Source organism: Novosphingobium naphthalenivorans NBRC 102051, from assembly GCF_001590985.1.
In the GTDB taxonomy this organism is placed as follows: Bacteria; Pseudomonadota; Alphaproteobacteria; order Sphingomonadales; family Sphingomonadaceae; genus Novosphingobium; species Novosphingobium naphthalenivorans.
Window position 1 is genome coordinate 1 of record NZ_BCTX01000006.1, and the last position, 25,361, is coordinate 25,361.

A 25,361-nucleotide genomic window follows, 5' to 3' on the forward strand; every position below is an offset into this window, starting at 1 on the left:
TTTCATGAAAATCGATTTTTGGCGGTTTTCTGCCGTTTTTGGGGCGAATTTTTATGGAAATGGAGAAATCAGCCCCTGCTCGCGTTCCCGGCCCGGACGGAAATCCGCCGATCCTCACCCGGCAGGGCAAGGCCGGCAACGAACGCCCCCTGTTCACCGGGGAGCCGCCGGGCAGATTCAGCAATGAATGTCCGGTTCGCGATGCCGCCGGCACGAGCGCGGTCATCAACCACGGCGAGCGGGACGATCGTGAATGCCGGCCTTCAGACCATTCTTTCGGAGTGGTGGTCCGGCTTGTCCCAGGTCCGGGCTTGCGCGAGAAGTGCGATAACCTCTTCATCCCCGGTCTGCCGGAAATCACTGTAGTGCAGACCGACGGCATGGAACGGGGCGGGCGTCGCGAGGCACACGACCTGGTCGCATAAGGTCTGCAGCACCGTCAGCACGTCCGCCGGTGCCAGGGGAACCGCGAGCACGACCCGTGCCGCCCCGGTCTTCGCAATTCCCTGCAGCGCCGCGCGAACAGTGCCGCCGGTCGCGATCCCGTCATCAACGACGATCACGGTGCGTCCTGTGAGCGTGACAGGCGCCCCGGTCCGGTAGAGCGCACGGCGGCGCTCGATTTCGGCCAGCTCGCGGGCAATCTGCATATCGATATAATCGCGGGATGCGCCGACCGCCCGGGCCATGGCTTCGTCGATCACCACTTGCGGCGAGGCGCCGTCGACCAGGGCGCCGATCCCGTATTCCTCATGACCCGGCGCACCGATCTTGCGGACCATCAGAATATCCAGCGGTGCCCCCAGCGCCTTCGCGACCTCGAAACCCACCGGTACGCCGCCGCGCGGCAAGGCCAGCACGACCGGATCACGGAAATCGAGCCCGCTCACGGCCTTGGCCAGCTTCCGCCCGGCATCGCGGCGGTCGGCAAACAGAACCTCGCCGGTCATCATGTCTCTCCCAGATGGTGGCGGAACCACGCGCTGGCGAGCGCAACGACCTGATCCAGCGTGCCCGGTTCCTCGAACAAGTGGCCCGCCCCCGGCACGATCGCCATCTCACGCGCGCAATGCATGGCATGGTAGGCGGCGGTGTTGAGTTCGATGACAGGACCATCCCGTTCACCGACGATCAGCAATGTCGGCGCGGTTACACGGCCCAGCGCATCGGCGCCGGCCAGATCGGGACGCCCGCCGCGCGAAACCACGGCGGCAATACGGGGATCGTCCGCCGCAGCTCGCAGCGCTGCGCCGCCGCCGGTGCTGGCACCGAAATAGCAGGGGCGCAGATCGCGGGTTTCCGGTTGCTCCGCCGCCCAGTCGGCCGCAAGGCGCAAGCGCGTGGCCAGCAGGGCGATATCGAAGACATTGCGGCGGTCCTGCTCCTCGCCGGGTGTCAGCAGATCGAGCAGCAGCGTCGCCATCCCGTCCTCGCGCAGGCACGCCGCGACATGGTTGTTGCGCGGGCTCAGCCGTCCGCTGCCGCTGCCATGGGCGAAGATCACCAGCCCCTTCGCCCCCTGCGGTATTCCCAGCAGCGCCGCCAGGCCAAGGCCGCCACCGATCCGCACCTCCCGCGGTGCGCCGGAGAGCGGGCCCGCGCTCATAGCCCGAACGGCCAGGTTTCGGGCGCACCGTGGGGCCGCTCGTGCCCCAGCGGAGTCACTGCCCGGGTTTCCTCGAACCACACGAAGGCGTCGAACTGGTCGGCCAGGACGGCCTCGAAGTAGTGGCTCGCCCGCTCGGTCTCGGGCCGGTAAACCACGCCGATCGCGCGTTCGAGCAGCGTCTGCGAAAGCATTTCGCCAAGCACTTTGCGCCGGGGTCCACGCCAGTCGGTCAGGCTGCGAGCCAGGCCCGTGCGGCGGAAGGCGGCTTCCCAACTGTCCTCACGCGCCGGGCGGACCTGCATCACCCGCATGTCCGCGCCCCAGTCCGATGCGGCGGCCACAGTGCCCCGGTCCGTGCCGAAACCGATCAGCACGGCTTCCTCGCCAAAGGCCGCGCGGGCCAGTTCGCCGATGTTGAATTCGCCATGCCAGCCCATCGCCGTGGCCGAGGCATTGCCGACATGCGAATTGTGCGCCCAGATCACGGCGCGCGCATCCTCGCGGTGAGCCATGAGGCGCAGCAGGGTATCGAACATGTGCCGGTCGCGCAGGTTCCAGCTCGCCACCGAGCCCCGGTACATCGCGCGGTAGTATTGCTCCGCCCCGCGCACGATCCGCGCATTCTGTTCGGCATCGAAGAAGGCCTCGCCGTCTTCCCCGATATATTCCATGCGCCGTGCCAGCAGCCCTTCGAGCTGGGCCACGACCGAATCCTCGCAGCCGTGAAGCGTGCCGCGTTCCACGGCCCGGCCATAATGCTGCGGCTCGTCCTGCCAGGGCATGAGGCAGGCATAGCGTTGCCGGGCCTCGGCGGCGGCGCCCGGATCGTGGGCATCGAGGTAGGCAATCACGGCATGGATCGATTCGCCCAGCGAATAGACGTCGAGCCCGTGCATACTGGCGCGCCGGTCTTCGGGGAGCGTTGCATTGTGCCCGCGCAGCCAGTCAGCCAGAGCCAGCACTTCCTCGTTGCGCCACATCCAGGTGGGAAAGCGCAGGAACGGTTCGCCCCGGCGCGGCCGGGTGGCGCGGTGCCGGACATAGGCGTCGATGCGCGCAATATCCGGCCAGTCCCCCTCGACCGCGACGATGTTGAAGCCGTGCCGCTCGACCAGCCGCCGCGTGATCGCCGCGCGCGCCGCGTAGAACTCATGCGTGCCGTGTGTCGCTTCGCCCAGCAGCACCACGCGGGCGTCGCCGAAGCGTTCAAAGGCATCGGCGAAATCGGGCGCATCGGGACTGGGCAGGCGCTCCGCCGCGGCACGCATGCCGTGGAGAAGGTCCGTCTCGTTTACGGCCATCCGGCTCTGCATCGTCATGGGATGCTCCGCTCGGTTAAGGTACGCCTTATGTACTCCAGACCTTTGCCTCCCGCAATGGCCGCCATGGCGCGAAGGGCCATCCCCACTGACGGTGCGAAGGGTCTTTGCTACATCCCGCGCTGGTCCCGACAGGCAGAAGGGCCCCGGCAGGCAGAAGGAAGCCCCGATTGAAGCATACCCCCGTTCGTGCCAGACTGGCGCCACTGCTCGCGGCCCTGCTCTTGCTGCAAAGTCCCGCGCCGGTCCTTGCCCGGGACGGCGGATGGCCCGCCCGCGCGCGGACCGCCGCGAAATACCTCGACCGGCATTGGGGCGCGCCCGGCGGATGGCACGGGATCGAGCCCTGGCAGCGCTTCGTCGCGGTCGATGCGCTGATCGACTATCGCAGGCGCAGCGGCGACCGGCGATGGGACCGCAAGATTGCCGATGCCGTGCGCAACCGTGCCGGCCTTTCCGCCAACGACGACGATCTGTGGGCCGTCATCGCCAGCGTTCATGCCTGGCAGGTCTCCCGTGATCCCGAACTGCTGGCCTATGCCGCCACCACATACCGCCGGATCGTGACGACGTACTGGGACGATCATTGCGGCGGCGGGCTGTGGTGGGACCGCCGCCGCACCTACAAGAACGCGATCACCAACGAACTGCTGATCTACGCCTCGACGCAGATGTTCCTCGCGACCGGACAGGAGAGCTACCGGGACTGGGCCTTGCGCGGCTGGTCATGGTTCGCGCAGTCGTCGATGATCGGGCCGGACGGGCTGGTCAACGACGGCCTCGACGCGGATTGCCGCAACAACGGGCAGCCGCGCTTCACGTACAACCAGGGCGTGCTGATCGGCGGCCTGACCGATCTGGCCGCGATCACCGGCGATGCCCAATACCGCGATCTTGCGGTAAAAACGGCGATCGCAGCCACGCGCGGCCTGTCGACGCCGGAAGGCATCCTGCACGAGCCGGTCGCCGCGATCGGTTCGGACGGCCTCATGTTCAAGGGCATTTTCGCCTATCATCTCGGGCATCTGCTGGACGTCATGCCGGAAGGAGCGGACCGCAGCGAAATCATGGCATGGGTCCGCCGCAACGCCAGCGCGGTCTGGACCCTGAGCGCTTCGGGCAAGCAGCCGGTCGGCAGCGACTGGGCAAACAGCACCGTGCAAGTGGGCGCGGCGGCTCAGGTGTCGGGGCTCGCCATGCTGCTTATTGCCGCGGATTGACCGGCCATTCGCCAGCCCGGTGCGTCCTGTGAATGCGAACGCCTCCCTGGCGCGGCAGGGAGGCGTTCTCGCGAACAGTCATTATCACGAGAGGAATGAGGAATGACTATCCGCGCAGCCGGGCCAGAGCGTCCAGGACTGCCTCGGGCGCATGATCCACAGGGATTCGGGCAAACAGGAACTGGCCGGTTCCGGCACCGGGTATCGGGGCATCCGCGAACAGGGCATCGCTCACGTCGCGCCCGGCCGCGTCCGCCCGTGTGCCGATCACGGCGTCGAACAGGCCATCCGCGGCCTGTCCGCCATCGAGACTGACGACGGCCCAGCGATAATGGCGAGCCGCGTTGACGAGCGGCATGTAGCGATCCGCTGGCCCCGGCACTTCGTGTTCGCGCAGCAACAGGCCGCCGACCGGGCGCGCGGCGACACAGCGCACGAAGTCAGCCATATACATGGCGGCATCCTCGACATTGTCAGGATCGGCCGCGTCCGGTTCGCGACCGGCAAGCCGCTGTGCCTCGTCCAGCCAGGCGGCCGGCGAAGGCATGGCCAGCACCATCGGGATCTGCCCCTGCAGATTCGCCGCGACCGCCTCGGCCACTTCGTCGAGCAGCTTGCGCGGTCCCTCCTCCTCCAGCATGCGGCGGAGCGGATAAGTCGCACGCTTCTTGGCCGCCATATCCGTGGCCAGATCAGGGTGTCGACTTATCCAGGAGCGGAACATGTCGCCGACATCGACGATCGCGACATCGGACCGCAGCAGGCCCCGGGCCTGCGAGAAAAAGGACAGATAGCCGGGGGCCCCTTTTTCCCACGGGTCGCCTTCCTGCCCCAGCAGGAGCCGCCGGGCATAGCCCGACGACTCCAGCCAGACCCTGAGCGATCCGGCGCTTCCCGTGGCGGGAAGGTCGTCGATCAGGGAAGCGCTCACTGCCTTTCGTCCAGCGCCGCGCCGGCCGCGACCAGCCGCGCTTCCAGTTCGGCGATGCGCACGTCCTTGGGGTTCAGCATGTAGTTGGGCCGCGGTTCGTCCCCGCGGCGCGTGATGTCCGGCGCCCCCATGTAGAGCGTGCCGACATCGTCGCCCCAGCAGCCGAAATACTGGATATGCTCGGGCGGCGTGGTGCGGTTCCACTTCTTGACGAAATCGGCATAGGGCGTGGACCGCGCAATGCGGGCCTTGCGCTCTGCCGCCCGAGCCGCCTCGGTCGCATCGAAATCGATCGCCAGGGTCGTGTGGTCGAACACGACCTTGTAGAGCCGCGCCGCGACGTCCGGCGAGATCAGCCCTTCCTCGATATCCCGGACCACGCCCTCGGGGTCGCGCTCCAGCAGATCGCCATAGCCCGCGCCTGCGCCCTGCGAGATCATGAACAGATCACCGCGCTTCGAAATCTCGAAACCCATGCCCATGTGATGGGTGGTGTAGCGCGCGCCCTCGAAAGGCTGCTCGTTCATGATCTCCTCGATCGAGTGGCGAAACTTCTCCGGCTCGTCCATCAGCACATCGTAGACGTCGACGCCCTGCACCTTCGAGAGCGGATAGGTACCGCAGGCATAGCCGCCGAACAGCCCCTGCAGCGGCGGGATCTTCGCGCCCTGCGCCGTGGTCATGAAGCCCCACTGCTCGCTGTCCTTGGTGGCGACCATCATCGTATAGCCCTGGCCGCCGCGATATTTGCCCGGCGCGATGGCGTCGCGCGTCATCTTCTTCGAAACGAGCTGGAGGAAAGGCACCTCCTCCTCGTTGAGTTCCTGTTCGCCGATGTCCGCCATGGTGGCGAAGATCGGCGCCAGGGCATGTTCGCCATCCCGGTTGGCCGTCGCGCCCGCACCCATGCCGTTGAGGTCGGCGCACAGATTGCCCAGCGTTTCGCCATGCTGGCTGACGCCGCCCCAGATGAAGGTGTTGATCATGTTGAAGGTCGGCGCGTGGACCTTGGTGAACTTCTCCGGGCAGGAATAGAGGAACTTCGCCACCGCATGCTGGCCCGCGGTGAAGCCGGTGAAGATCGACATCAGCGACTGCGAGTTGGGCGCGTCGTAGGAGCAGTTGACGATCGAATGCGGGTCGGTGATCACCTCGATCGGCGCGAACGCCGCCTGCCCGCGCGGCAGGTCCGGCCAGACGTAACAGAGGAACACCTGCGCCAGCATGCCCTTCAGGCCCGCGACGATGGTGTTGGTCGCGCGGTTGGTGAATTCCGGGCTGGAACCGCGGAAGTCGAAAATCAGCCGGTCGCCGGTCTTGGTCAGCTTGCAGTTGATCTTCACCACGCAATTCTCGCGCAGCGTCGAATCCTGGATGATGTAGGTGCGCACGGTCATGTCCGGCCATTGCGATACGCGGCGCTTCACCTCGGCGCGCACATTCTCCATCGTCAGCCGCAGGGTGGAGACCAGCGCGTCCGGCCCGTCGGACTTCAGCGTTTCTTCCAGCCGCTGCTTGATGCGCAGGCAGGCGAACAGCTTCACCTTCATGTCCTCATATTGCAGCTTCGGCTCGCGCACCGAATTCTGCAGGAAGGTCAGCAGGTCGCGCTTGATCTGATAATTCTCGACCACCTTGAAGGGTGACATCTTCAGCCCCTCGTCGCTGGGGCTTTCGGCCATGGACGGCATGCCGCCCGGTTCGATCGCGCCATTTTCGCCCTCGTGCACGGTCGAGGCGACCCAGCAGATCAGTTCTCCCTCGTGGAAGATCGGCAGGATCATCGACTGGTCGGTATTGTGGACGTTGCCGTAGCGGCTGTCGTTGTGGATGAAGCCGTCGCCTTCCTTCACGCCGACCGTCGGGTCGTTCAGCCAGTTCTTGATGATGAACTTGATCGGATGGTGGACCAGCGCCGAGAAGATGAGCACGCCGCCGGCCGACGCGATGGCGAGGTCGCCCGAAGCGGAATAGACGCCGGTGATGACGTCGCCCCATTTGGCACCCGGCGCGGCGCCCATCTGTTCGACCATTTCATAGCCTTCGTCGCAGCCCGCCTGGATGCGGTCGCGGATCTTGGCGACGACATGGGAGTCGCTCACCTTGGCGATGGCAGCGTCTTCTTGCGCGCTGCGCGGCATCAGGTCGTGGTTCTGCATGATCTCGGGATCGGGGCCGAGGAACAGAGTGGTGTCGTCGAGGAACTTGCGGATCAGTTCCATTTCCTCGGCACTGGGCGTCTTGCCCTTGGTGGTCAGCATATCCATGGCAATCTTCTCCTGATAAGTGGCTGTCTTTCCCGGCGCGGGGTGGCCCCGCGCCGGGACGCTGCTGTTCAGTGGCGGGTGACCGGCGGTTCGTTGCGCAGGAACCAGGACGCTCCCTGCCTGGCGGTCACGAACGTCCAGCCCGGGTTGACCAGGAAGGTCGTGACTTCCGACGCGACGATGGCCGGGCCTTCGATTTCCACGCCGGGTTCCAGGTCGCGTCGCGCCCAGACCGGTGTTTCGAACGGCGCGTCATAGCCGACGAAGTGGCAGACGCGGTGCGATGCGGCTGCGGGAGGTGCCTTGCGCTCGGGCTTGGGCACGGGCTTGATGTCCTCGAACTGCACGGTTTCGTGCCGGGCATAGGAGGCGACGCGGATGGTATTGATGCGGATGCCCGCTTCCGGCGCCTGCGAGCCCTCGCCAAAGCGCTTGCCATAGTCGCTGGAGAACTGGGAGATGATCGCCAGCACGTCGCCCGGCCCCTGCACTTCATGCGCGGGAATGACCGCCGTAGTCTGGACCAGCTGGTTGCCGTAGCGCATGTCCAGTTCCAGATCGTGACAGATGTCCTCGGCCGGAACGCCCTGGCGCAACAGGTCCTGCCGGCCTTTTTCCTTCAGATCCGCGACGATGCCGTTGAATCGCTCATAGTCGTCGAAGATGTGGCGGGTGTTGCTGTCGTAGAGCACCATGTAGAGCGACCGCTCGTGGATGTGCAGCTGATGCATGTTGCCCGCGCCCACCGCCGAGAAGACGGAGGAGAGCGGCGGCGCCAGGATCCGGTCGATGCTGAGATTCTGGGCAATGCCGCAGCAATGCAGCGGACCGTTGCCGCCATAGGCCAGCATGGTGAAGTCCTTGGGATCGTATCCGCGCGCGCGCAGCTCCGTGAACAGGCCATTGGCCATGTTGTCGTCCACCTTCTCGCGGATCAGCTTCGCGGCCTCGACCACCGAGACGTCCAGATCGTCGCACAGGGAATCCTCGATCGCGGCCTTGGCCCGGCGTGGATTGAGCGGAATGGAGCCGCCCGCATAGTTCGCCGGGTCGAGATAGCCGAGCAGCAGGTCGGCATCGGTCACGGTCGGGCGCATGCCGCCGCGGTCGTAACAGGCCGGCCCCGGATCGGAGCCCGCGCTTTCCGGCCCGCACTTCACGGTCTTGTACATGCGGTCATAGGATGCGACGGAACCGCCGCCGGCGCCCAGCGTGACTAGGTGGACCATCGGCACCGACACCAGCCAGCGGTCGATGACCGGGTTGAAGTCGTAATGCTTGATGCCGCCCTCGACCACGATGCCGATGTCGTAGCTGGTGCCGCCCATGTCGGTGGCGACGACATTGCCCAGCCCCGCCTGCAGGGCGAGATGCTCCGACGCGCCGATGCCGGACACCGGACCTGAGTGAATGGTCTGGAGCGCATCGGTCGAGTTCAGCTGCGCCATGCCACCGGAATTGTGGATGACCAGCATCGGCTTGTCATAGCGATGCGCACGCAGATTCTGCTCCAGCGCCGACAGGGCGTGGTACATCGTCGAATGCAGATAGCCGTCGACGATGGCGGAGGTCGCACGGACATATTCGCCCTTACGCCCGGCCACCTGATGCGACAGGATCACCGGGATCGCGCCGAGCAGATGGGACGGATATTCCTCCAGCACGATTTCCTCGATCCGCTGCTCATGCGTGGGATTGACCACCGCATTGACCAGCGCGACGACGATGATCTGCGCGCCGCGGTCGACCAGTTCACGCAGCTGATGGCGCACGTCGTCCTCGTCGAGTGGCATCACCATCCCGCCCTGGAAGTCGAGCCGCTCGCGCACGCCGCGGATCATATGGGCTTCGACCAGCGGATCGGGCCGCTGGGCATTGGGCATGTCCTGCTGGCCCAGATTGTCCAGCCCCTCGCCATAGCCGCGCGCGCGGCTCAGCGGCACGGTCGCCTCGTAACCGGCCGTGACCAGCATGCCGATCTTCGGCCCCTTGTGCTCGATCAGCGCGTTGGTGCCCAGCGTGGTCGCATAGCGCACGCTGTCGACCGCGGTCAGAATGTCTTCCAGCTCCAGCTGGAGGACGTTGCAGGCCTTGCCCAGCGCTTCGTTGAAGCCCATCGCCAGATTGTGGTGCGTGGTCAGCGCCTTGGTCTCGATATACTGGTCGCCCCACACGACGAAGCAGTCCGTGAAGGTGCCGCCGATGTCTACGGATACACGTTTCATGCTCTCTCCTGATGCTTGATCGGGGAACGCGTCGCTCTCATCGGCGCGCGTCCCGGTTGTTCTGTTTCCCTGCGGAGCCGGGCGGCTCCGGGCAGGCTGCGGTCAATGTGCGTGGGAGCGGCCCGGCACCACTGCGGGGCCGGCATCAGGCATCTGATCGGCGCCGCGCGCCGCCCATTGTGCCTTCAGCGCGGGCAGATCGACCTGCATGTCCCACAGGGGCGGATGGCCCGGAATCGCATATTCGGTTTCCACCTGGGTGCCGCAGCCCGGGCAGCAGAATTCCAGGATGCGAACCCATTCGGGGTCCGGGCTGAACGTGTAGCGATAGCGCTCCGGATCGATGATCGGCGGATGGATCTCGCGCGGGTCGCGGTCATGGACCAGCAGCCCTTCCTTGTAATTGCCGTCCGCCGGCGCGATCACATGATCGCAGACGCGGCATTCCCATTTGCCGCTGTCGAGATCGATCCGCAGATATTCGGTCATCGGTACTTTCATGGCTTACTCTCCCTGATCCAGAATGATGTCGCCCGCGTCGGACACGACGAAGGTCCAGCCCGCCGGCACACGGCTGGTGAAATAGTCCTCCTCAAGGATTGCCGGTCCCGTTGCCCAGTCGCCCGGTGCCATCGCCGCGAGGTGATAGACCGGCAGATCGATCCGGCCCTTGCCGGGCACCAGCACGTTGCGGGTTGCGGCCGGCTTGGCTTCCGTCTTGCGCGTAAAGGCGACATGGCGCGCGTCACCCTGGCGCAGGCTCTTGACGGCGATCAGTTCGAGTTCAACGGTGGTGGCCGAAGCGAGTGATGCGGGAAATTCCGCCATGTCGCCGATCGGTTCCACCATTTCACCCGTCGGGGTTTCCGCGACCAGCCGCGCCGAAACCGCATAGCTGCCCTCGCCAAAGCCTTCCGCGAACATGTCACGGGCCGCCTTCTGCTTCAGCGCCGCGAGGACCGCCTGCATCGCGTCGGTATCATGCTCGTCAAGCTCGACGACATAACGCTGGGAAATGTCGCACGAACCGATGCCATAGGCGGAGAACACCGCTGCCATCGCCGGAATGGCGACGCGCCCGATGCCCGCCTTTTCGGCAATGCCGCAGGCGCTGAGCGGACCGGCACCGCCGAATGCCAGCATGACGGTATCCGGCGCGATGCTTGTGAAATGATGCAATTCGGCCGCGACCTTGGCCTCGAAGGCATCGATCATCGCGATGACGGCAGTGTCCACATCCACCCCGAGCGGATCGGCGATATTGGTGCGCACCGCTGCCTCGGCACGGGCAACGTCCAGTCCCATGCCGCCACCGAAATAGGACGAGGGATCGAACAGGCCGGCCAGCAGGCTCGCGTCTGTTATCGTCGCTTCCTTGCCGCCCCGGCCGAAGCAGGCCGGGCCAGGAAGCGCGCCGACACTGTCGGGCCCGATGGTGATCGCGCCGTCCTTGACACGGAAGATGGAACTGCCGCCGGCGCCCGCGCTCTCGATCTCGCACAGCGGGAAGGAAACGCTGATTCCCTCGACATGGCCGCGCCGCATTTCCGCGACCTGCCCCTCGGTGCACTGACCGATATCCGTGGTGGTACCGCCGACATCGATCGAAACCGCATCCCGAAAACCGTAGAGCCCGGCAAAGGCCTTCACGCCCTCCATGCCGCCGCGGGGCCCCGAACTGTACGTCTTGATCGCGACGGTCTTGGCGACGCGCGAGGCATCGCCGTCATTGCGGAAGATCAGCAGCGGATTCTTGGTGCGATAGGCACGCAGGCGGTTTTCGGCATTGTAGAGGAACGCTTCCATGGACGGGTGCAGGAAGGAATTGATGAGCGCGGACCAGGCACGGCGGTCGGGATTGGCATCGACGGTCAGGTCGGATGCATAGAGAACCGGCACCGCGCCCAGCAGGTGGCGCGGATACTTGCGCAGAACGATCGCCTTGATCTTCTCCTCGGCCTTGTGAAAATCAGCGTCGGCGAAGCAGACGACCAGACGGTTCGCACCGATGGTCGCCAGCTTGTTGATCACCTTGACGATTTCGACTTCGGCATCGGCGGTGTCGAGCACCGCCGGTTCGATGAAGCCGACGCGGTCGCCGACAAGCGCATCAAAGACTTCGGGGTCGTGCGCGCGCAGCGCGGCCGGCAAGGCTGCCGCGCCGCTGTTGAGGATCAGACCCAGCTTGGGGCCCTTGCGCTCGCAAATGGCATTGGTGCCTTGCGTCGTGGAATAGCGGATGAGGTCGACTTCCTCCAGCAGCCGCTTCACGTCGGCGGCGCCGTAGACAACCTCGGATGCCTTTTGCAGACCTTCGAAAAAGCATTTCGACAGGTCATAGGGTGTGGTGAGAACCTTTGTCTTGGACACCCCCTCGTCCGACATGATGCACACGTCGGTCAGCGTCCCGCCATTATCGATGTTGATTTGGAATGCCATTATGCATTTCTCCTCTCGTCCTTGTTGCGCAGTCAGTTCTGCCTTGGCGGCACTGTGCCGCGCCGGGCCTCCGGTTTCCGCGCCGGACGAAGTGAGCGTCCGCGACCGGTCCGGTGATCCTGCGAAGAGGAGAAGCAGCTTTGATGCCAAAAGCGCTTGCTCGTCCAAGAAATCAAACATCCATCTGAAATAAAAAGGTAATTATTTCAGAGGTGCGCAAAATGTCCCTGACCGGCATCGTCCACCGTTCGGATTCCGCACGGCGTTCGGACGCTTCCGTCCTGCCCGGCGGATTGAACACTTGAGCAGTCGGGATTTCGGGCAGCAGCAGCCATTCCCACCGCCATGGGCGTCGCGACGATGCGGCCAGCTCTCTCGCCAATCCGGTGGATGCGCATCGCGTCCCGCGAATGGAGGAACGAGCTGGGCGCGTGCAGACGAAGAGCCGAGCCAAGCCGGTCACGCCTACTGCTCCACAACCCGGCATATGGGCTGTTCTACGCCGGCAATGCTCGATCACAGCAAGGGGGAATGACGGCTTTCATCGGCGCCTGCCGGGAGGTCCCCGGATCAGGCCGATCCGTCACCGACAGAAAATCACTCCGCCTTCCGACGTAACGACAAGGCGAAGCAGGTCTCCGGCTATCCGCGCACCCGCGCGATCTCATTCTTGAGGTCGAGCCGCTCAAGCCTCGCATAGAGCGTGCTCTTGGCAATCCCCAGATCCCGCGCGGCCGTGGTCAGGTTGCCGCCATGACGGCGGACCGCAGTCAGGATCGTGTCGCGCTCGGCATGCTCCAGCGGACTGAAGGCAACGCTACCGGACCCGTCCGAAACCAGTGATGCCAGCGGCGCGAGGCAGGTCAGGTCTGGCGGCAGGTCGGCCAGATTCAGCCGCACGCCATCGCTTTCGAGCAGTGCAGCTTCCAGCACGTTGCGCAATTCGCGAATGTTGCCCGGCCAGTTGTGGCTGCGCAATATCGCCAGCACGTCCGCACCGATTTCCGGCACCGGACATTCATAACGCACGGCGATCCGATCGAGGAGGCTGCGCGCCAGCGCCGGAATGTCCAGCGCCCGGTCGCGCAGCGACGGCAGTTCCAGCGTCGTCACCGCGATCCGGTAGAAGAGATCCGCCCGAAACCGGCCCTCCTGCACTTCCGCTTTCAGGTTGCGGTTGGTCGCCGCGATGAGCCGCAGCGCGACCTTGCGTGGCTGGTTCTCGCCGATCCGGTACACTTCGCCTGTTTCCAGCACGCGCAGCAGATGCGGCTGCAGGTCCAGCGGCATCTCGCCGATCTCATCCAGAAACAGCGTGCCGCCGTTTGCGGCCTCGATCTTGCCGACCATCCCGCCGCGCCGGGCACCGGTGAACGCGCCTTCGGCATAGCCGAACAATTCGCTGGTCAGCAGCTCGCGCGAGAAGCCGCCGCAGTTGATCGCAACGAACGGGCGCGCACCACGCGGCCCCGCCTCGTGCAGCGCCTGCGCGAAGACATCCTTGCCGACCCCGGTTTCGCCCAGCAGCAGCACGGGAGCCGGGCTTCGCGCCAGCAGGCGGGCGCGGCGAACCGCTTCGCGATAAGCAGGCGCTTCTCCAACGAAACGATCGAAGGGATCGGCCGCATCCGGCGTAACGGCGCGCGGCACGCTGTGCAGCGCGGCGCGGCGCACGGCGGCATTGCGATCCGGCAGGACCAGCACCGCGCCAAGCGCCTCGCCATCGATCTTGACGGGTTCGATCCAATCGCGATCGATCCAGTCCGGCACGTTCTCGGGGACGATCCGTCCCTTCTTCCATGGCAGGATCAGGTCACGGATCCGGGCGCCGTCATGAGCGCGCTCCTTGGCCATTTCGGTCATCACTGTCGCGGCCCGGTCATTGGCGCGAATGGCACGCCCCGAACGGTCGAAGATAATGACGCCGTCGCGATCGGCCGTATTCAGCCTTTCCAGGCAATGGTCGAGCAATTGGTAGCGCAGCTTCGTCTCGCGCTGGGCGAGCCGGTTCTCGATGCGCCCGGCAGCGGTGATGGCCAGCGCCAGGCTGTGGCGGCTGTAGCTGTCATTCAAACCGGATATGTCGATGGCGCCCAGAATCGCACCGCAGGCCGGGTCACGGATTACCGTTGCCGAACAGGACCAGCGCTTGATTTCCGAACAATAATGTTCGGCAGAATGAATCTGGATGGGCTGGCCGATTTCAAGCGCCGTGCCGATCGCATTGGTTCCGCAGGCCAGTTCGCTCCAGTTTGCCCCTGCCCGCAGGTGAATCTGCTCTGCGGGATCCTGCAGCATATGGTCACCCTCGACCCGCAGCACGACGCCGGACGCATCGGTCAGGACCATCACGGTCCGCGTCTCGAACAGAAAATCGCGGGCCGACGCCATGATCTTGGCACTGGCCGTCATCAGTTCTTCATTGCCGGCAAGCAGGTCGTGCAGGGCATCGCCATCGGCATGCTGCGGAGCGCAACCGCGGCGCGGATCGACTTCGCCATGGCAGCGTTTCCAGGAATCATCGATCAGCCGGCGCAGCGCGTCCGTACCGGGATCCTGACCGGCCATGAACCGTTCCCAGGACGACATGATCTGGCAGTCGTTCTCGGGATAGGAGAATCTCTGCCGCAGAGTGCTATAAGGCATAGCTGTACTTCCTCTCCGTCAGGGGAGCGCAGCGAGGTCTACACCATAAGCAGCCGGTCGATCCGTTCAGGCAGTCTTGTACCGGCTACGCGCCACCCATCTTCCGGATAAAGTATCAGCGCGCCAAAAAATCGCGAGTCCCTATCGCCCCGGAAGTCGCGCAAAATTGCCAAAATCGACGTTCCAGCCGGACAGGAGCGGCCTTGCGTACGATTTTCGAACGCCCAGCGGCCCGTTCTCGAACGCCTGACGCCCCGGACCAGGCGGGCCGGCCTCGCAACGGGCATGGCCACAGTCAGATCGATGCCCCCGCATGCCGCAGAAAAGCGTCACTTCCCGGGCCGGATGCCCCAGGAACCGGACGCGATCCCGTTTGGCAAGAAACCTGCTTCTCCTGTTTCATAATCAGGAGAGGAAGAAATCGATGGAAACACCGAACAGACCACCGAACAGACTGCGGCCAAGCCAGAATTGTTCCGAAGCGGGAACGAACCGGATCCCCGTCAGCATCCTGACCGGCTTTCTCGGTGCCGGCAAAACAACGCTGCTCAACGCCCTCGTCTCCCTCCCCGATTCGGACGGAACCGCCGTGTTCATCAACGAGCTTGGCGCTGTCGGCATCGACCACCATCTGGTCGAGAAGATCGACGACGCCCTTGTCATTCTCGATTCCGGCTGCCTGTGCTGCACGGTCCAGGGGGACCTGATGCAGGCCCTGATGCGTCTGCACGATCGGATCGCACGCCGGGAGATCAAACCTGTCCGCCGCGTCCTGATCGAGACCACCGGCATGGCCGATCCGGCCCCGGTAGTGCGCGCATTGACCGAAGACCGCCTGGTATCCGCCCGCTTTCGCTGCGACGGCCTGCTGACCGTCGTCGATACCGAGCGCGCACGAACGCAGCTGGCACATCATCGCGAGGCGATGGTCCAGGTGGCCATGGCGGACCGGCTGATCCTGTCCAAATGCGATCTTGCCGGACGGGCCGAACGCGCCGCGCTGGAACGCGATCTGGCGGCGATCAATCCCTCCGCGCCGCGCATCGAGGCGCGCCGGGGCAATGTGTCCTGGGACGCGCTGTTCGGAGCAGGCGTCTATGCTGCGGAAACAGGCACGCCGAACTGGACACGCTGGTTGCAGGCGGCACCACCGGCCAGCACACGTACCGGTGACGAGCCCCATGGCCATGAGCATCATCACGCGCACCCGTCGCCGCATGGCAGCCGCATCCGCAGCTTCGTCGTCACGCTTGACCCCGCGCCGGGCTGGCGCGGCCTGACGGTCGTGCTGGGCGACATATTGACCGACTGGTCCGGCCGGCTGCTGCGGGTCAAGGGACTGGTCGATGTGGCGGGGCTGCCCGGTCCGGTGGTCGTGCAATGCGTCGATGCGACAGCCTACAGCCCGGTCAACCTGCCGGAATGGCCGCGGGACGGCGCGCTCGCCGATCAGCACGGCCGCCTGGTCTTCATCGGCGAGGGTCTGACGGATGCCGACGAGACGGCGATCCGCGACCGGCTCGCCGCCTGCCCGGGGGATCGCGAAGCGTTGCGCCGGGCCGCCGCCCGTCTTGGCATGCCAACGCGCAACTGGCTTTCGGAACGCATGCCACTGGCTCCGGCACCCGGCCTTCAATCGCCGGCTTTCCTGATCCAGCCGCGCTACTTGCGCGACGCACGGGCACAGGCGGGCTGAGTCCATGCCCGCTTTCGCTGACGTCGGCGCCTGACCGCCATGGTCAGCCAACGCCTCCATCAGGCGCCAGTCCAGCGCGTCACGCAGCTGATGACTCGCGCCATCGCCATGCTGCCCATGGACAATGCCGCGCTGGCAGGATTGCTGGTCGAGGAAGCCGCAGACAATCCCTGTCTGAAAGTCGAGCTGCCGTTGCCCCGGCCGGACCCACCGGCCTTTCGACGCTTTTCGCACCGCCCGAACACGGCCGCCGCCACCCCGATCGAGGACCTTCCGGACCAGGCGGACGGGCTCTATGCCCATGTCATGGGCCAGATCGGCCTGATGATCCGCGATCCGGCCGAAATGCCGGTCGCCATGGTACTGATAGAGGCGCTGGAGCCAAGTGGCTGGCTCGGCATCGACCTCTCCGAGGCGGCCGGACAGGCGGGCTGTTCGCTGGCCATCGCCCAGCGCACGCTTGCACATCTGCAACAGATGGAGCCGACAGGCCTGTTTGCGCGCTCACTCGCCGAATGCCTTGCACTGCAGCTGGCGGACGCGGGCGCGCTGAGCGTCCCCATGCAACGGCTGCTGGAACATCTGCCAGCTCTGGCACGCGGCGAATTGCCGTTTCTCATGACCCATTGCGATGTCGACGCGGCCCAGTTGGGAGCGATGGTGGCTCGATTGCGCCGGCTGGATCCCAAGCCGGGCGCGCATTTCGACAGCGCTCCGGACCTGCGCCGCGCCCCCGACCTGATCGCGGCGCGCGATACAGACGGACGCTGGCATGTCGAACTCAACGACGCGACCGCGCCCGGGATTTCCGTGGATGCCCTGGCAAGGCCAGATCACCCGGCCGCGCTGGCCACTGCGCGCTGGCTGCGGCGAACCGTGTCCCGGCGCAATCGCCTGATGCTGGAAGTGACATCACATGTGCTGACCGTCCAGCACGCCTTTCTGGACCATGGTCCCGCTGCACTGGTGCCGCTGACTTGCGCAGAGGTCGGCGCTGCGCTCGGCTATCACGAAACGACGATCGGCCGGATCCGGACCGGGTTGCTGATCCAGACGCCACGCGCGGTTCTGCCTCTGCATGCCTTTTTCGGCCGGGGCGGCGTTCGCAACAGCGCGGGCGGGCGCGTCCCCCGCGCAGCCCTGACCCAGATGATCGCCGCTTTGATCGCAGAAGCCGCTGACGGAGCTGCGTTGACCGACAGCGCCATTGCCGAAGCACTGGCGCGCCGCGGCATTCGTGTTGCCCGGCGGACCGTTGCCAATCACCGCCGCCAGGCGGGCTTTCCCGCTGCGGCCCGCCGCACCGGAAAGCAAGAACAACACAAGTGAACCTGCCCGTCGCGGCAAAGTGCATGCAACGCCACATGACGCGCTGGCGGAACGGATGCGCGCCGGAGGCAGCGATGCCGCCCGCCCCGCCACGGAATGCACGGCATGAGCAAGCGGATCAGGCCGCTCGCCCTACCCCAGGGTCAGCGCGTCCCGGCTCCGTGCCATGCCGTAATGCAGCGCCATGACCCGCAGGCAGGACGAGAAATTGGTGAGATCGGCATCAGCGCGGCGCATTTCATCATGCAACACCGTCACCAGCCGTCCCAGGCTCTTGCCCTCTGCCTGCGCCATCTGTTCCAGGACATTCCAGAACCCCTTTTCCAGCCGGACCGAGGTGGAATGTCCGTTGATACGCAGCTTGCGCGTGGCAGTGCTGTAACTTTCCGGCGACGAAAAACTGAACAGACGGCACATCGATCTTCTCCCTTCCACCCGTCATCGGAATTGTGACGCTTATGGCGGCCGGTGGTCGCGACCGGCCCGGGAACGACAAAAGCAAGGGACGTGCCATTATTTCCGATCATCGAGACGCACCAACGCCCGCCCCGGCTCCGCCGGGACGGGCACATGGCCGCGCGCCCGCTCGACGAACGGTCAGAAGACGTAGAGCGCGCGCATCAAAAAGCCGAAATCCTGCCGGAAACCACCGGTCGCATCGAACTGGTGGTTGACTTCACCCAGCAGCTGGAACTTGGGCGTCAGGAACTTCGACGCGACGAAACGCACTTCGTTGAAATTCGTACGGTTACCCGTATCGATTCCGTCCAGCCGCTGCTTGCCGCCGCGCAAGCCCTGATAACCGATCGAAGTTGAAACGCCGCCCGGCCAGGCGTGATTCAAAAAGGCTTGTATCTGGACGGTCTCCGCCTGGGTCAGGCGCTGCGTGCCACCCGCGCCGGCGTCGTTGTTCGCTCCATAGAAGATCATGTCCGCCGATACGTCGACGGACCAGCCCTTGCCGATCCCCTGCGACAACCCCAGCTGCGGGTTATAGACCATGCGGTTGCCCCCCAGATTGAGCGGCTCGTTCTTGTCGTATTTGCCGGTCGGCACAGTGAGATAGACTGTGAACGCAAGATAGCGCTGCCGCTTCGCATCGTTGATCGGCCAGGCGACCGCCGCAAGGATGGTATCGCCAAGCCCCGCGCTGCGGCGCAACCGCGTTCCCGCGACCCGGGCATGATCCAGCGATCCGAAGGGCTGCAGCACTTCAACCAGCGCCAGCGTGTCGCCGACATTGAAATAATGGGCAAGACGGGCAATGCCGAGATTCAGGTCAAGATTGGTCCCGTCTTCAAGATCCGGCCCGGAAACCGGCGTGATCTTGTCATGGTGACCGTAAAGTCCGTAGGCCAGAAAAACGGTCGTGCCCGGAGGGACCGCAACAACTTCATGGGGCTCCAGTTCGGTCGCCTGTGCAACCCCGCATAGCCCTGTCACATTCATCGCCCCCGCGAGAGCTGCCGCGAAATATCGCGCAATTCGCATTGCAAATCCTCCTGCCCATATGTTCTCGGCAAGTCCGTAACATCACCCCCAATCATTCCTCAAATATTATTGCTTATATTTTGAGTTTTATGGGCTGATGTGGAGAAAATGGCACATATATTCACAACATATTACTTCATATGAAGGCATATTTTACTACCGATGGAATTAATAATTCTGATGCGATGCATTGGGAATCACATCGACCCCCAACCTCATGGGGGCAGAACAAACGGCGCATGGGGGCGAGCCGGCTCATCGCACAGACGTTTGCGGCGAGATTCGCATGGCGGGCGGCGATCCTGCGGAGGCGCTTCAGCTGAGAGAAAGAGTGTTCACTTGGACCAACACCCTTCTTCGCACGTCAAATACGCGAAAGAGGTTTCCGACCGCTCATTTCCGGCGGCTCGAAAGAGCGAATCGGCACCCAAAACCGCCACGTCGCGATGGAGCCGACTTTCTCCGGAAAGCTCTTAAAAGGGGGGGAGACGCCACCTCCGAAAGGGGGGTGGCGCACCCGACAGGATTCGAACCTGTGGCCTCTGCCTTCGGAGCAATTTAACCTGCCCTACGATGGTTTTCGACGGGTTTCGCTCCGATGCGCTATGCTACTGTAATCGCTAAACAAATTGAAATTCTGGCTCACTCGACGTACTCTCGGACACGCTCCGACTTGCGTCCGGCTGCTTACGTGGTGCTTACGCGAGAATGGGAGTTTGGACGGGAGAATTCCCATGGCTAAGCTCACAAAGCGCCTCGTCGACGCCGCCGAGTCCCGGGAGAAAGACTATGTCATCTGGGATGACGAGCTACCAGGCTTCGGCCTGCGCGTCTTTGCATCTGGCAAGCGGAGCTACGTCCTTCAATACCGAGCGCTGGGCCGCTCGCGCCGATACACTATCGGCTTGCATGGCGTCTGGACCGCCGAGAGTGCGCGGCAGGAGGCGAAGGTCCAGTTGGGCCGCGTCGCTCAGGGGGACAATCCTGCCGAGGAACGCCAGCTCGACCACAAGGCCATCACCGTCAAGGAGCTCTGCACGCTCTACCTCAATGATCTCAACGCAGGACTCATCCTGGGGAAAGGCGGGCGGCCCAAGAAGCCGACGACCGTCGTAACGGATACCGGGCGCATCGAACGGCACATCATCCCGCTCCTCGGGACGCGCCGCGTGAGGGATCTAACCAAGGCCGACATCAACAAGGTCCTGAAGGACATCATGGCCGGCAAGACGCGAGTCTCTGTCAAGACGAAGAAGCTGCGCGGCAAAGCCATTGTCCGCGGCGGCGCCGGCACGGCCACACGGACTGTCGGGCTGCTCGGTGGCATCCTCACCTACGCCGTTGAAGCCGGCATCATCGCGATCAATCCGGCCCACGGCCTGCGGAAGCCGAAAGACAATGTCCGCACGCGCCGGCTCACGGAGGCGGAGTATCGGACACTGGGTGAAATGCTGCGCGCAGCCGACAAGGAGGAGAAGTTCGCAACGACGGTGGAGATCATTCGTCAGATTGCGCTGACCGGCTGCCGCCGCAGCGAGATGATCGGCCTCATGTGGGCCGAAGCGGACACCGATGGGAGCTGCCTGCGGCTAATCGACAGTAAGGAGGGGACCTCGATCCGTCCGATCGGCCTGCCCGTTGTCGAGTTTCTCGAAGCGCGTCGGAAGACAGCCTCCGGCACCTATGTCTTCCCCGGCTACGGCGACGACAACGCGTTCGGCAGTTTCCCCAACCATTGGGAGCAGATCTTCAAGGACTCACCGCTCTCGGACGTCACGCCCCACGTCTTGCGGCACAGCTTCGCGAGCGTCGGCAACGATCTGGGCTTCACGGAGGTGACGATCGCCGCGTTGGTCGGCCATGCCAAAGGCTCCGTCACCAGCAAATACATTCACGCGCTCGACACGGCCCTCATCATGGCGGCGGACACGATCGCCGGCTACGTCGGCGGCCTGCTAGATGGGAAGGAATTCAAGCAGACAGCCTACGCGCTCGACCGCGCCTCCCGGAAAGCGGCGCTTGCGCGCTTCCTCCGGAAGGCCGCCGGCGATGATGAGCAGGAAAGCCGCCAGACGACGCGTATCGCTGCCTAACTTCGACTCACTACAAGCCCGCTCACTGTAAACGAGCCTGTTGGCTAATGTGTATCCATTGGCTACACTGACCCGCATGATGAAGGATTCGGGTCTACGCATCCGGGTGCAGCGCGATCTTCGCGACAAATTCCTTGAGGTGTGCCGGACACAGGACAAGCCCGCCGCCCAGGTCATTCGGGAATTCATGCGCGACTACGTTGAGCACCACGGCCTGTCGGTCGGACACGCTGACAGGCGTCCGCCTTCGGCAGTAGCCGATCCAAAGGGCGACGCCTAATGCGCATCACCCGTCTCGGCATCTCAAACTTTCGTTCGATCAAGGCCCTCGACCTCGATCTGAATGAAACGACCGTCCTCATCGGCCCGAACAATGCCGGAAAGACCGCTATCCTCGACGCAGTGCGGATCGTTCTCACGCGACGCTGGGGACAGCACGGCACCGGCTTTACCGAATACGATGTTCACCTCGCTGACGAAGATGCTGACCCCAAAGCGCCGCCGGGTGTCTCGATAGAAATCCGCGTCGAAGAACAACAAGCGGGGGAATGGCCCGAGGCACTTCAGCAGGACCTCGACGAGATCGTCCAGACCGATCCCGCTACTGGCAAGACTTTCATCATCCTCCGCGCAAGCTGCGTTTGGAATGAGGCTGCGGGCAGCTTCGAACCATCGTGGATCTTTCTCAACGCTGGGCGCGCGCCACTTGTCGGCGGCTCAGCTCGGCGCATGAACCTCGAACGTTTCTGGCAGTACCTTCCAGTTTTCTACCTGGGCGCATTGAGAGACGCGGACGACGAGTTTTCCCCGCGCTCTCAATTTTGGGGCCGACTGCTCAAGGCCATGGAGATTCCGCCCGCGTTGGAAACCAAGGTCCAGCGCGTCCTCGATCTTCTAAACAAGAAGTTGCTGCAAGCCGATCCCCGGCTCGCGCAGATCGCGGAAACGCTCTCCGGCGCCACGCGCGTCGCAGCGCGTGACCGGGACGGCAAGGTTGATTTGCGCCTCGTCCCCCTCAAGTCGTGGGACTTGCTTTCCAAGGCCGAAATCATTCTGCGCAACGAACCCGACTGGCCTTGGCTTCCGCTGCAACGCCACGGTCAGGGCGTGCAGAGCCTGTCCGTCATCTTCTTGTTCCAGGCCTTCGTCGAACATCTCCTCGCAGAACTCTACGAGGCCGACAGCGCCCCCGTGCTAGCGCTTGAAGAACCAGAAACGCACCTACATCCGCAAGCCGCGCGGACCCTCTGGACCCATATCAAAGCGCTGCCCGGCCAGAAGATCATCACCACGCACTCTCCTTATTTCGTGCAGCACGTTCCGTTTCGCGACCTTCGCCTCGTTCGCCTGACTGAGAGCGGAACCGATGTTTATTCGCTGCCGTCGAACTTCTCCGCACGCATCCCGCATGTAGCGGCGCTCGATGCCGTTGTTGGCGGAAGTGGCGGGTTGCTCGAATACGATCGTGCGGCCGAGATGCTGACCGTTCACGGCAAGCTTGACGAGCAGCGCTACCGGGATGTGCTGACTTGCTACGGCACTCACGCCGACAGGGCCGTTATCCACGGTGTCTTGCGTGACCTGCGCGATCGCGCGTTGCTCTTTATCGGCGACGAGGAATTGAGGGCGCTGGAAACCTTCGCGCGCCGGATTCGTGGCGAAATTTTCTTCGCTCGACGCTGGTTCATCGTCGAGGGGCAGGCCGAGTATTTGCTGGTTCACGCCATAGCGCGGGAACTCGGATACGATCTCGACGAGCATGGCGTCGCGGTGATCGACGCCCAGAACAACGGTAACCCCGCCATCTTCTCCGCGCTCGCACGGGCTCTTGCCATACCGTGGCTCGCAGTGTTCGACGGCGACGGCGCCGGGCATGGCTATTGCCAAAGCATCGAGGCGCGCGACTTCGAGGCGGCGTTCGTCGCGACGCGGTGCCGGACGCTCGCCGCTGGGGACCTTGAAGCGCAGTTGGTCGCCGACGGCCTTGAGGCAGAACTCAAAACCGCGCTGACGAACCTCAGCGTCGCCGGCGCTGCGGCGGCCGACCAAGCTGCGTTGCTAGGTTATTTGCGAGGACACAAGACGGCCTATGCGGCGGAGCTTGCGACCATGCTCCGCGGAAACGTCGCGCTTGCCGGGCGGATGCCCCAAGCCTTTCGCGATGCGATTGCAGACCTTCGGGGGCTGGCATGACTGACAATCCGCTTGAGCAGTCTCTCGCCAAACTGACGGACATCCAGCGTGAAGCAGTAGCGTGGGACAATGGCGCGATGCTGGTTCTCGCCGGCCCTGGTTCAGGCAAGACTCAGGTGCTCACCTGCCGCATCGCCCGTTTGCTTGACGAAGGTCGCGACAGGTCCTTCCGCATTCTCGCCTTGACCTTCACGAACAAGGCTGCCGACGAGATGAAGGAGCGCGTCACCAACTTCGTCCCCGGCCTTGAAGAGCGCGCCAACATAGGCACCTTCCACAGCTTCTGCGGACAGGTTCTGCGTCAACACGGCATCCACCTCGGCATCAAGCCGGACTTCGCCATCTACTCACAGGACGATGATCGTAACGCCGTTCTGGAAGACGCGCTGAAACGCGCGGGCATGGATCCCCTGGCCGTCCGCTATCTCAGCCTGATCGACCGCATGAAGACCATGCTGGTAGAACCAAAGGACGCGGAGTCACGCCTGACGCGAACGACCGACGCCCATGCAATTGCGCTGACCTATCAAGCTTACGAAGACGAACTGCGACGCCTCAACGTGCTCGATTTCAACTCGCTGATATTCGAGGCGCATCGGCTGTTTTCCAATTTTCCTGCCATCGCGGTTCGCTACCGCCGCTCCTATCCTTATTGGCTGCTCGACGAGTTTCAGGACACCAATGACGCCCAATACCGGCTCATTCGCGCGATGGCGGGACAGGACTTCAAGAACGTCTTCGCCGTCGCTGATGACGACCAGATCATCTACCAATGGAACGGTGCCAGCTTCCGTCAGCTTCAGCGTTTTCGCGCCGACTTTGCGCCGCAACTGATCCAGCTTCCAACGAACTACCGTTGCCCGCCTGCCATCGTGACGGCGGCCAATCGGCTCGTGGCCTACAACGTCCAGAGGACGGAGGCGAAGAAGCCTCTTGTCGCCGGCAAGACAGAACTCAAGCTCCCCGCACACGAACATATCCAGCTTCGCGCATTTGATTCCGACGAGACGGAAGCGGAGGAAATCGCGAAGGAAATTGCAGTGCGCGGGAAGAGCCAATGGGGACAGACCACGGTCCTGGCACGAACCCGCGCCTTGCTGGAGCGCATGCAGAAAGCGCTTCAGGTCCAACAGGTGCCCGCCGTCATCGCACAACGTCGGGACGATTTCCTGTCCGCCGAAATCCGGTGGCTGGTCGCTTGTTTAGTCGAGACCGTGCGGCCGTTGGATCGCCGAAACTTGGCCGTCTTAGCCGACGCCTTCAATAGGTTTGCCGAGATTCAAGTGTCGGTGGGTCAGGTCTTGTCGGACGCGGAAGCAAGCGGCGTCGCCTATCTCAGAGTATGGGCCGAAGCGGCTAAGCGAGAGGTCGGAGACGGGTCGCCGCGATTGACGCTAATCGAAGCCGCCAGTCGCCTCGAACCGGCGTCGGCGAAGAAGATCGCCGACGACATTCTCGCGGAGTTTGCAAGCCAGGCCACTGGAAGTGACCCCGACCCGGACCTCGCTGAGGATCTTGCCGCGTGGCGCGAGATTTCTAACGATATTGGCAAACATTTCGGGCGCAACATCACGCTCGACGAGTTCCTGCAACAACTTCAACTGCGGTCGAAGGAGCCATCGCCGCAACCTAACACCGTCACTCTGATGACCGTGCATGGGGCCAAGGGTCGCGAGTTCGACTTCGTTTATCTGATCGGGCTGGCCGAAGACATTCTGCCGTCGTTCCAGAGCCGTCAGAAAGGTGACGGCAGTCCGGAGATGGAAGAGGAACGGCGAAATTGTTTCGTCGCCATTACACGAGCCAAAGAATCTCTCATTCTGAGCCGCGCAAGTACCTATAGAGGCTGGGGAAAGCAGCCTTCACGATTTCTCGTGGAGATGGGGTTGGCTCAGGGGTAGTG

General features: G+C 64.0%; 19 protein-coding genes. 7 read left to right on the top strand and 12 right to left on the bottom strand.

Annotation, left to right across the window (positions count from 1 at the left end; genetic code table 11):
- The 4 genes from NN5_RS26560 to NN5_RS03205 all read right to left on the bottom strand — a co-directional run.
- A partial coding sequence (locus tag NN5_RS26560; protein ID WP_217998568.1) for a hypothetical protein occupies positions 1 to 226 on the bottom strand: 226 nt, incomplete at its 3' end.
- 37 nt (positions 227 to 263) lie between these two features.
- Positions 264 to 950 carry a phosphoribosyltransferase gene (locus NN5_RS03195; RefSeq protein WP_067732620.1) on the bottom strand — a complete coding sequence of 229 codons (687 nt, stop codon included), beginning with the start codon at positions 948 to 950 and terminating at the stop codon, positions 264 to 266.
- Positions 950 to 1,606, bottom strand: a complete 657-nt coding sequence (locus NN5_RS03200; RefSeq protein ID WP_067732621.1) for a dienelactone hydrolase family protein — start codon at positions 1,604 to 1,606, stop codon at positions 950 to 952. The genes NN5_RS03195 and NN5_RS03200 overlap by 1 nt, the downstream gene beginning before the upstream one ends.
- Complete coding sequence (locus NN5_RS03205; RefSeq protein WP_067732622.1) at positions 1,603 to 2,928, bottom strand: erythromycin esterase family protein; 1,326 nt, start codon at positions 2,926 to 2,928, stop codon at positions 1,603 to 1,605. The genes NN5_RS03200 and NN5_RS03205 overlap by 4 nt, the downstream gene beginning before the upstream one ends.
- A gap of 170 nt (positions 2,929 to 3,098) precedes the next feature.
- Here NN5_RS03205 and NN5_RS03210 point away from each other — a divergent pair, with 170 nt between their 5' ends.
- Positions 3,099 to 4,148, top strand: a complete 1,050-nt coding sequence (locus NN5_RS03210; RefSeq protein WP_245656196.1) for a glycoside hydrolase family 76 protein — start codon at positions 3,099 to 3,101, stop codon at positions 4,146 to 4,148.
- 106 nt (positions 4,149 to 4,254) lie between these two features.
- On the opposite strand, the gene NN5_RS03215 is transcribed toward NN5_RS03210, so the two are convergent.
- From NN5_RS03215 to NN5_RS03240, 6 genes are all read right to left on the bottom strand, one after another.
- Entirely contained in the window at positions 4,255 to 5,079 is an 825-nt protein-coding gene (locus NN5_RS03215; RefSeq protein WP_067732623.1) for a hypothetical protein, read from the bottom strand.
- Positions 5,076 to 7,346, bottom strand: a complete 2,271-nt coding sequence (locus NN5_RS03220; protein ID WP_067732624.1) for a hydantoinase B/oxoprolinase family protein — start codon at positions 7,344 to 7,346, stop codon at positions 5,076 to 5,078. The genes NN5_RS03215 and NN5_RS03220 overlap by 4 nt, the downstream gene beginning before the upstream one ends.
- A 68-nt stretch (positions 7,347 to 7,414) precedes the next feature.
- Positions 7,415 to 9,571: a hydantoinase/oxoprolinase family protein gene (locus NN5_RS03225; protein WP_067732625.1), complete on the bottom strand. Its 2,157-nt coding sequence runs from the start codon at positions 9,569 to 9,571 to the stop codon at positions 7,415 to 7,417.
- Positions 9,572 to 9,673: 102 nt separating this feature from the next.
- A complete protein-coding gene (locus NN5_RS03230; protein WP_174523872.1) occupies positions 9,674 to 10,072 on the bottom strand; it encodes an acetone carboxylase subunit gamma in 399 nt (132 codons plus the stop codon).
- A gap of 3 nt (positions 10,073 to 10,075) precedes the next feature.
- Positions 10,076 to 12,010: a hydantoinase/oxoprolinase family protein gene (locus NN5_RS03235; protein WP_067732627.1), complete on the bottom strand. Its 1,935-nt coding sequence runs from the start codon at positions 12,008 to 12,010 to the stop codon at positions 10,076 to 10,078.
- A gap of 642 nt (positions 12,011 to 12,652) precedes the next feature.
- Positions 12,653 to 14,656 carry a sigma-54-dependent Fis family transcriptional regulator gene (locus NN5_RS03240; RefSeq protein WP_067732628.1) on the bottom strand — a complete coding sequence of 668 codons (2,004 nt, stop codon included), beginning with the start codon at positions 14,654 to 14,656 and terminating at the stop codon, positions 12,653 to 12,655.
- A 424-nt stretch (positions 14,657 to 15,080) separates the two neighbouring features.
- On the opposite strand from NN5_RS03240, the gene NN5_RS03245 reads away from it, so the two are divergent.
- Both NN5_RS03245 and NN5_RS03250 read left to right on the top strand, forming a co-directional pair.
- Entirely contained in the window at positions 15,081 to 16,352 is a 1,272-nt protein-coding gene (locus tag NN5_RS03245) for a CobW family GTP-binding protein (RefSeq protein ID WP_084384710.1), read from the top strand.
- A 39-nt stretch (positions 16,353 to 16,391) separates the two neighbouring features.
- Complete coding sequence (locus NN5_RS03250) at positions 16,392 to 17,681, top strand: RNA polymerase factor sigma-54 (protein ID WP_067732629.1); 1,290 nt, start codon at positions 16,392 to 16,394, stop codon at positions 17,679 to 17,681.
- A 132-nt stretch (positions 17,682 to 17,813) separates the two neighbouring features.
- Here NN5_RS03250 and NN5_RS03255 read toward each other — a convergent pair whose 3' ends face one another.
- Together NN5_RS03255 and NN5_RS03260 are read right to left on the bottom strand one after the other, a co-directional pair.
- Positions 17,814 to 18,098 carry a ribbon-helix-helix domain-containing protein gene (locus NN5_RS03255; RefSeq protein ID WP_067732630.1) on the bottom strand — a complete coding sequence of 95 codons (285 nt, stop codon included), beginning with the start codon at positions 18,096 to 18,098 and terminating at the stop codon, positions 17,814 to 17,816.
- 180 nt (positions 18,099 to 18,278) lie between these two features.
- On the bottom strand, positions 18,279 to 19,172 hold the full coding sequence (locus NN5_RS03260) for a transporter (protein ID WP_067732631.1): 894 nt from the start codon (positions 19,170 to 19,172) through the stop codon (positions 18,279 to 18,281).
- Positions 19,173 to 19,906: 734 nt separating this feature from the next.
- On the opposite strand from NN5_RS03260, the gene NN5_RS03265 reads away from it, so the two are divergent.
- The 4 genes from NN5_RS03265 to NN5_RS03280 all read left to right on the top strand — a co-directional run bounded on the left by NN5_RS03265 (position 19,907) and on the right by NN5_RS03280 (position 25,359).
- A complete protein-coding gene (locus NN5_RS03265) occupies positions 19,907 to 21,265 on the top strand; it encodes a tyrosine-type recombinase/integrase (RefSeq protein WP_067732632.1) in 1,359 nt (452 codons plus the stop codon).
- A 76-nt stretch (positions 21,266 to 21,341) separates the two neighbouring features.
- Positions 21,342 to 21,545, top strand: a complete 204-nt coding sequence (locus NN5_RS03270; RefSeq protein ID WP_217998570.1) for a ribbon-helix-helix protein — start codon at positions 21,342 to 21,344, stop codon at positions 21,543 to 21,545.
- A complete protein-coding gene (locus NN5_RS03275; protein ID WP_067732633.1) occupies positions 21,545 to 23,458 on the top strand; it encodes an ATP-dependent nuclease in 1,914 nt (637 codons plus the stop codon). Before NN5_RS03270 ends, NN5_RS03275 begins: the two co-directional genes overlap by 1 nt.
- Positions 23,455 to 25,359: an ATP-dependent helicase gene (locus NN5_RS03280; protein WP_067732634.1), complete on the top strand. Its 1,905-nt coding sequence runs from the start codon at positions 23,455 to 23,457 to the stop codon at positions 25,357 to 25,359. Before NN5_RS03275 ends, NN5_RS03280 begins: the two co-directional genes overlap by 4 nt.
- The last annotated feature ends 2 nt before the right edge of the window (positions 25,360 to 25,361 follow it).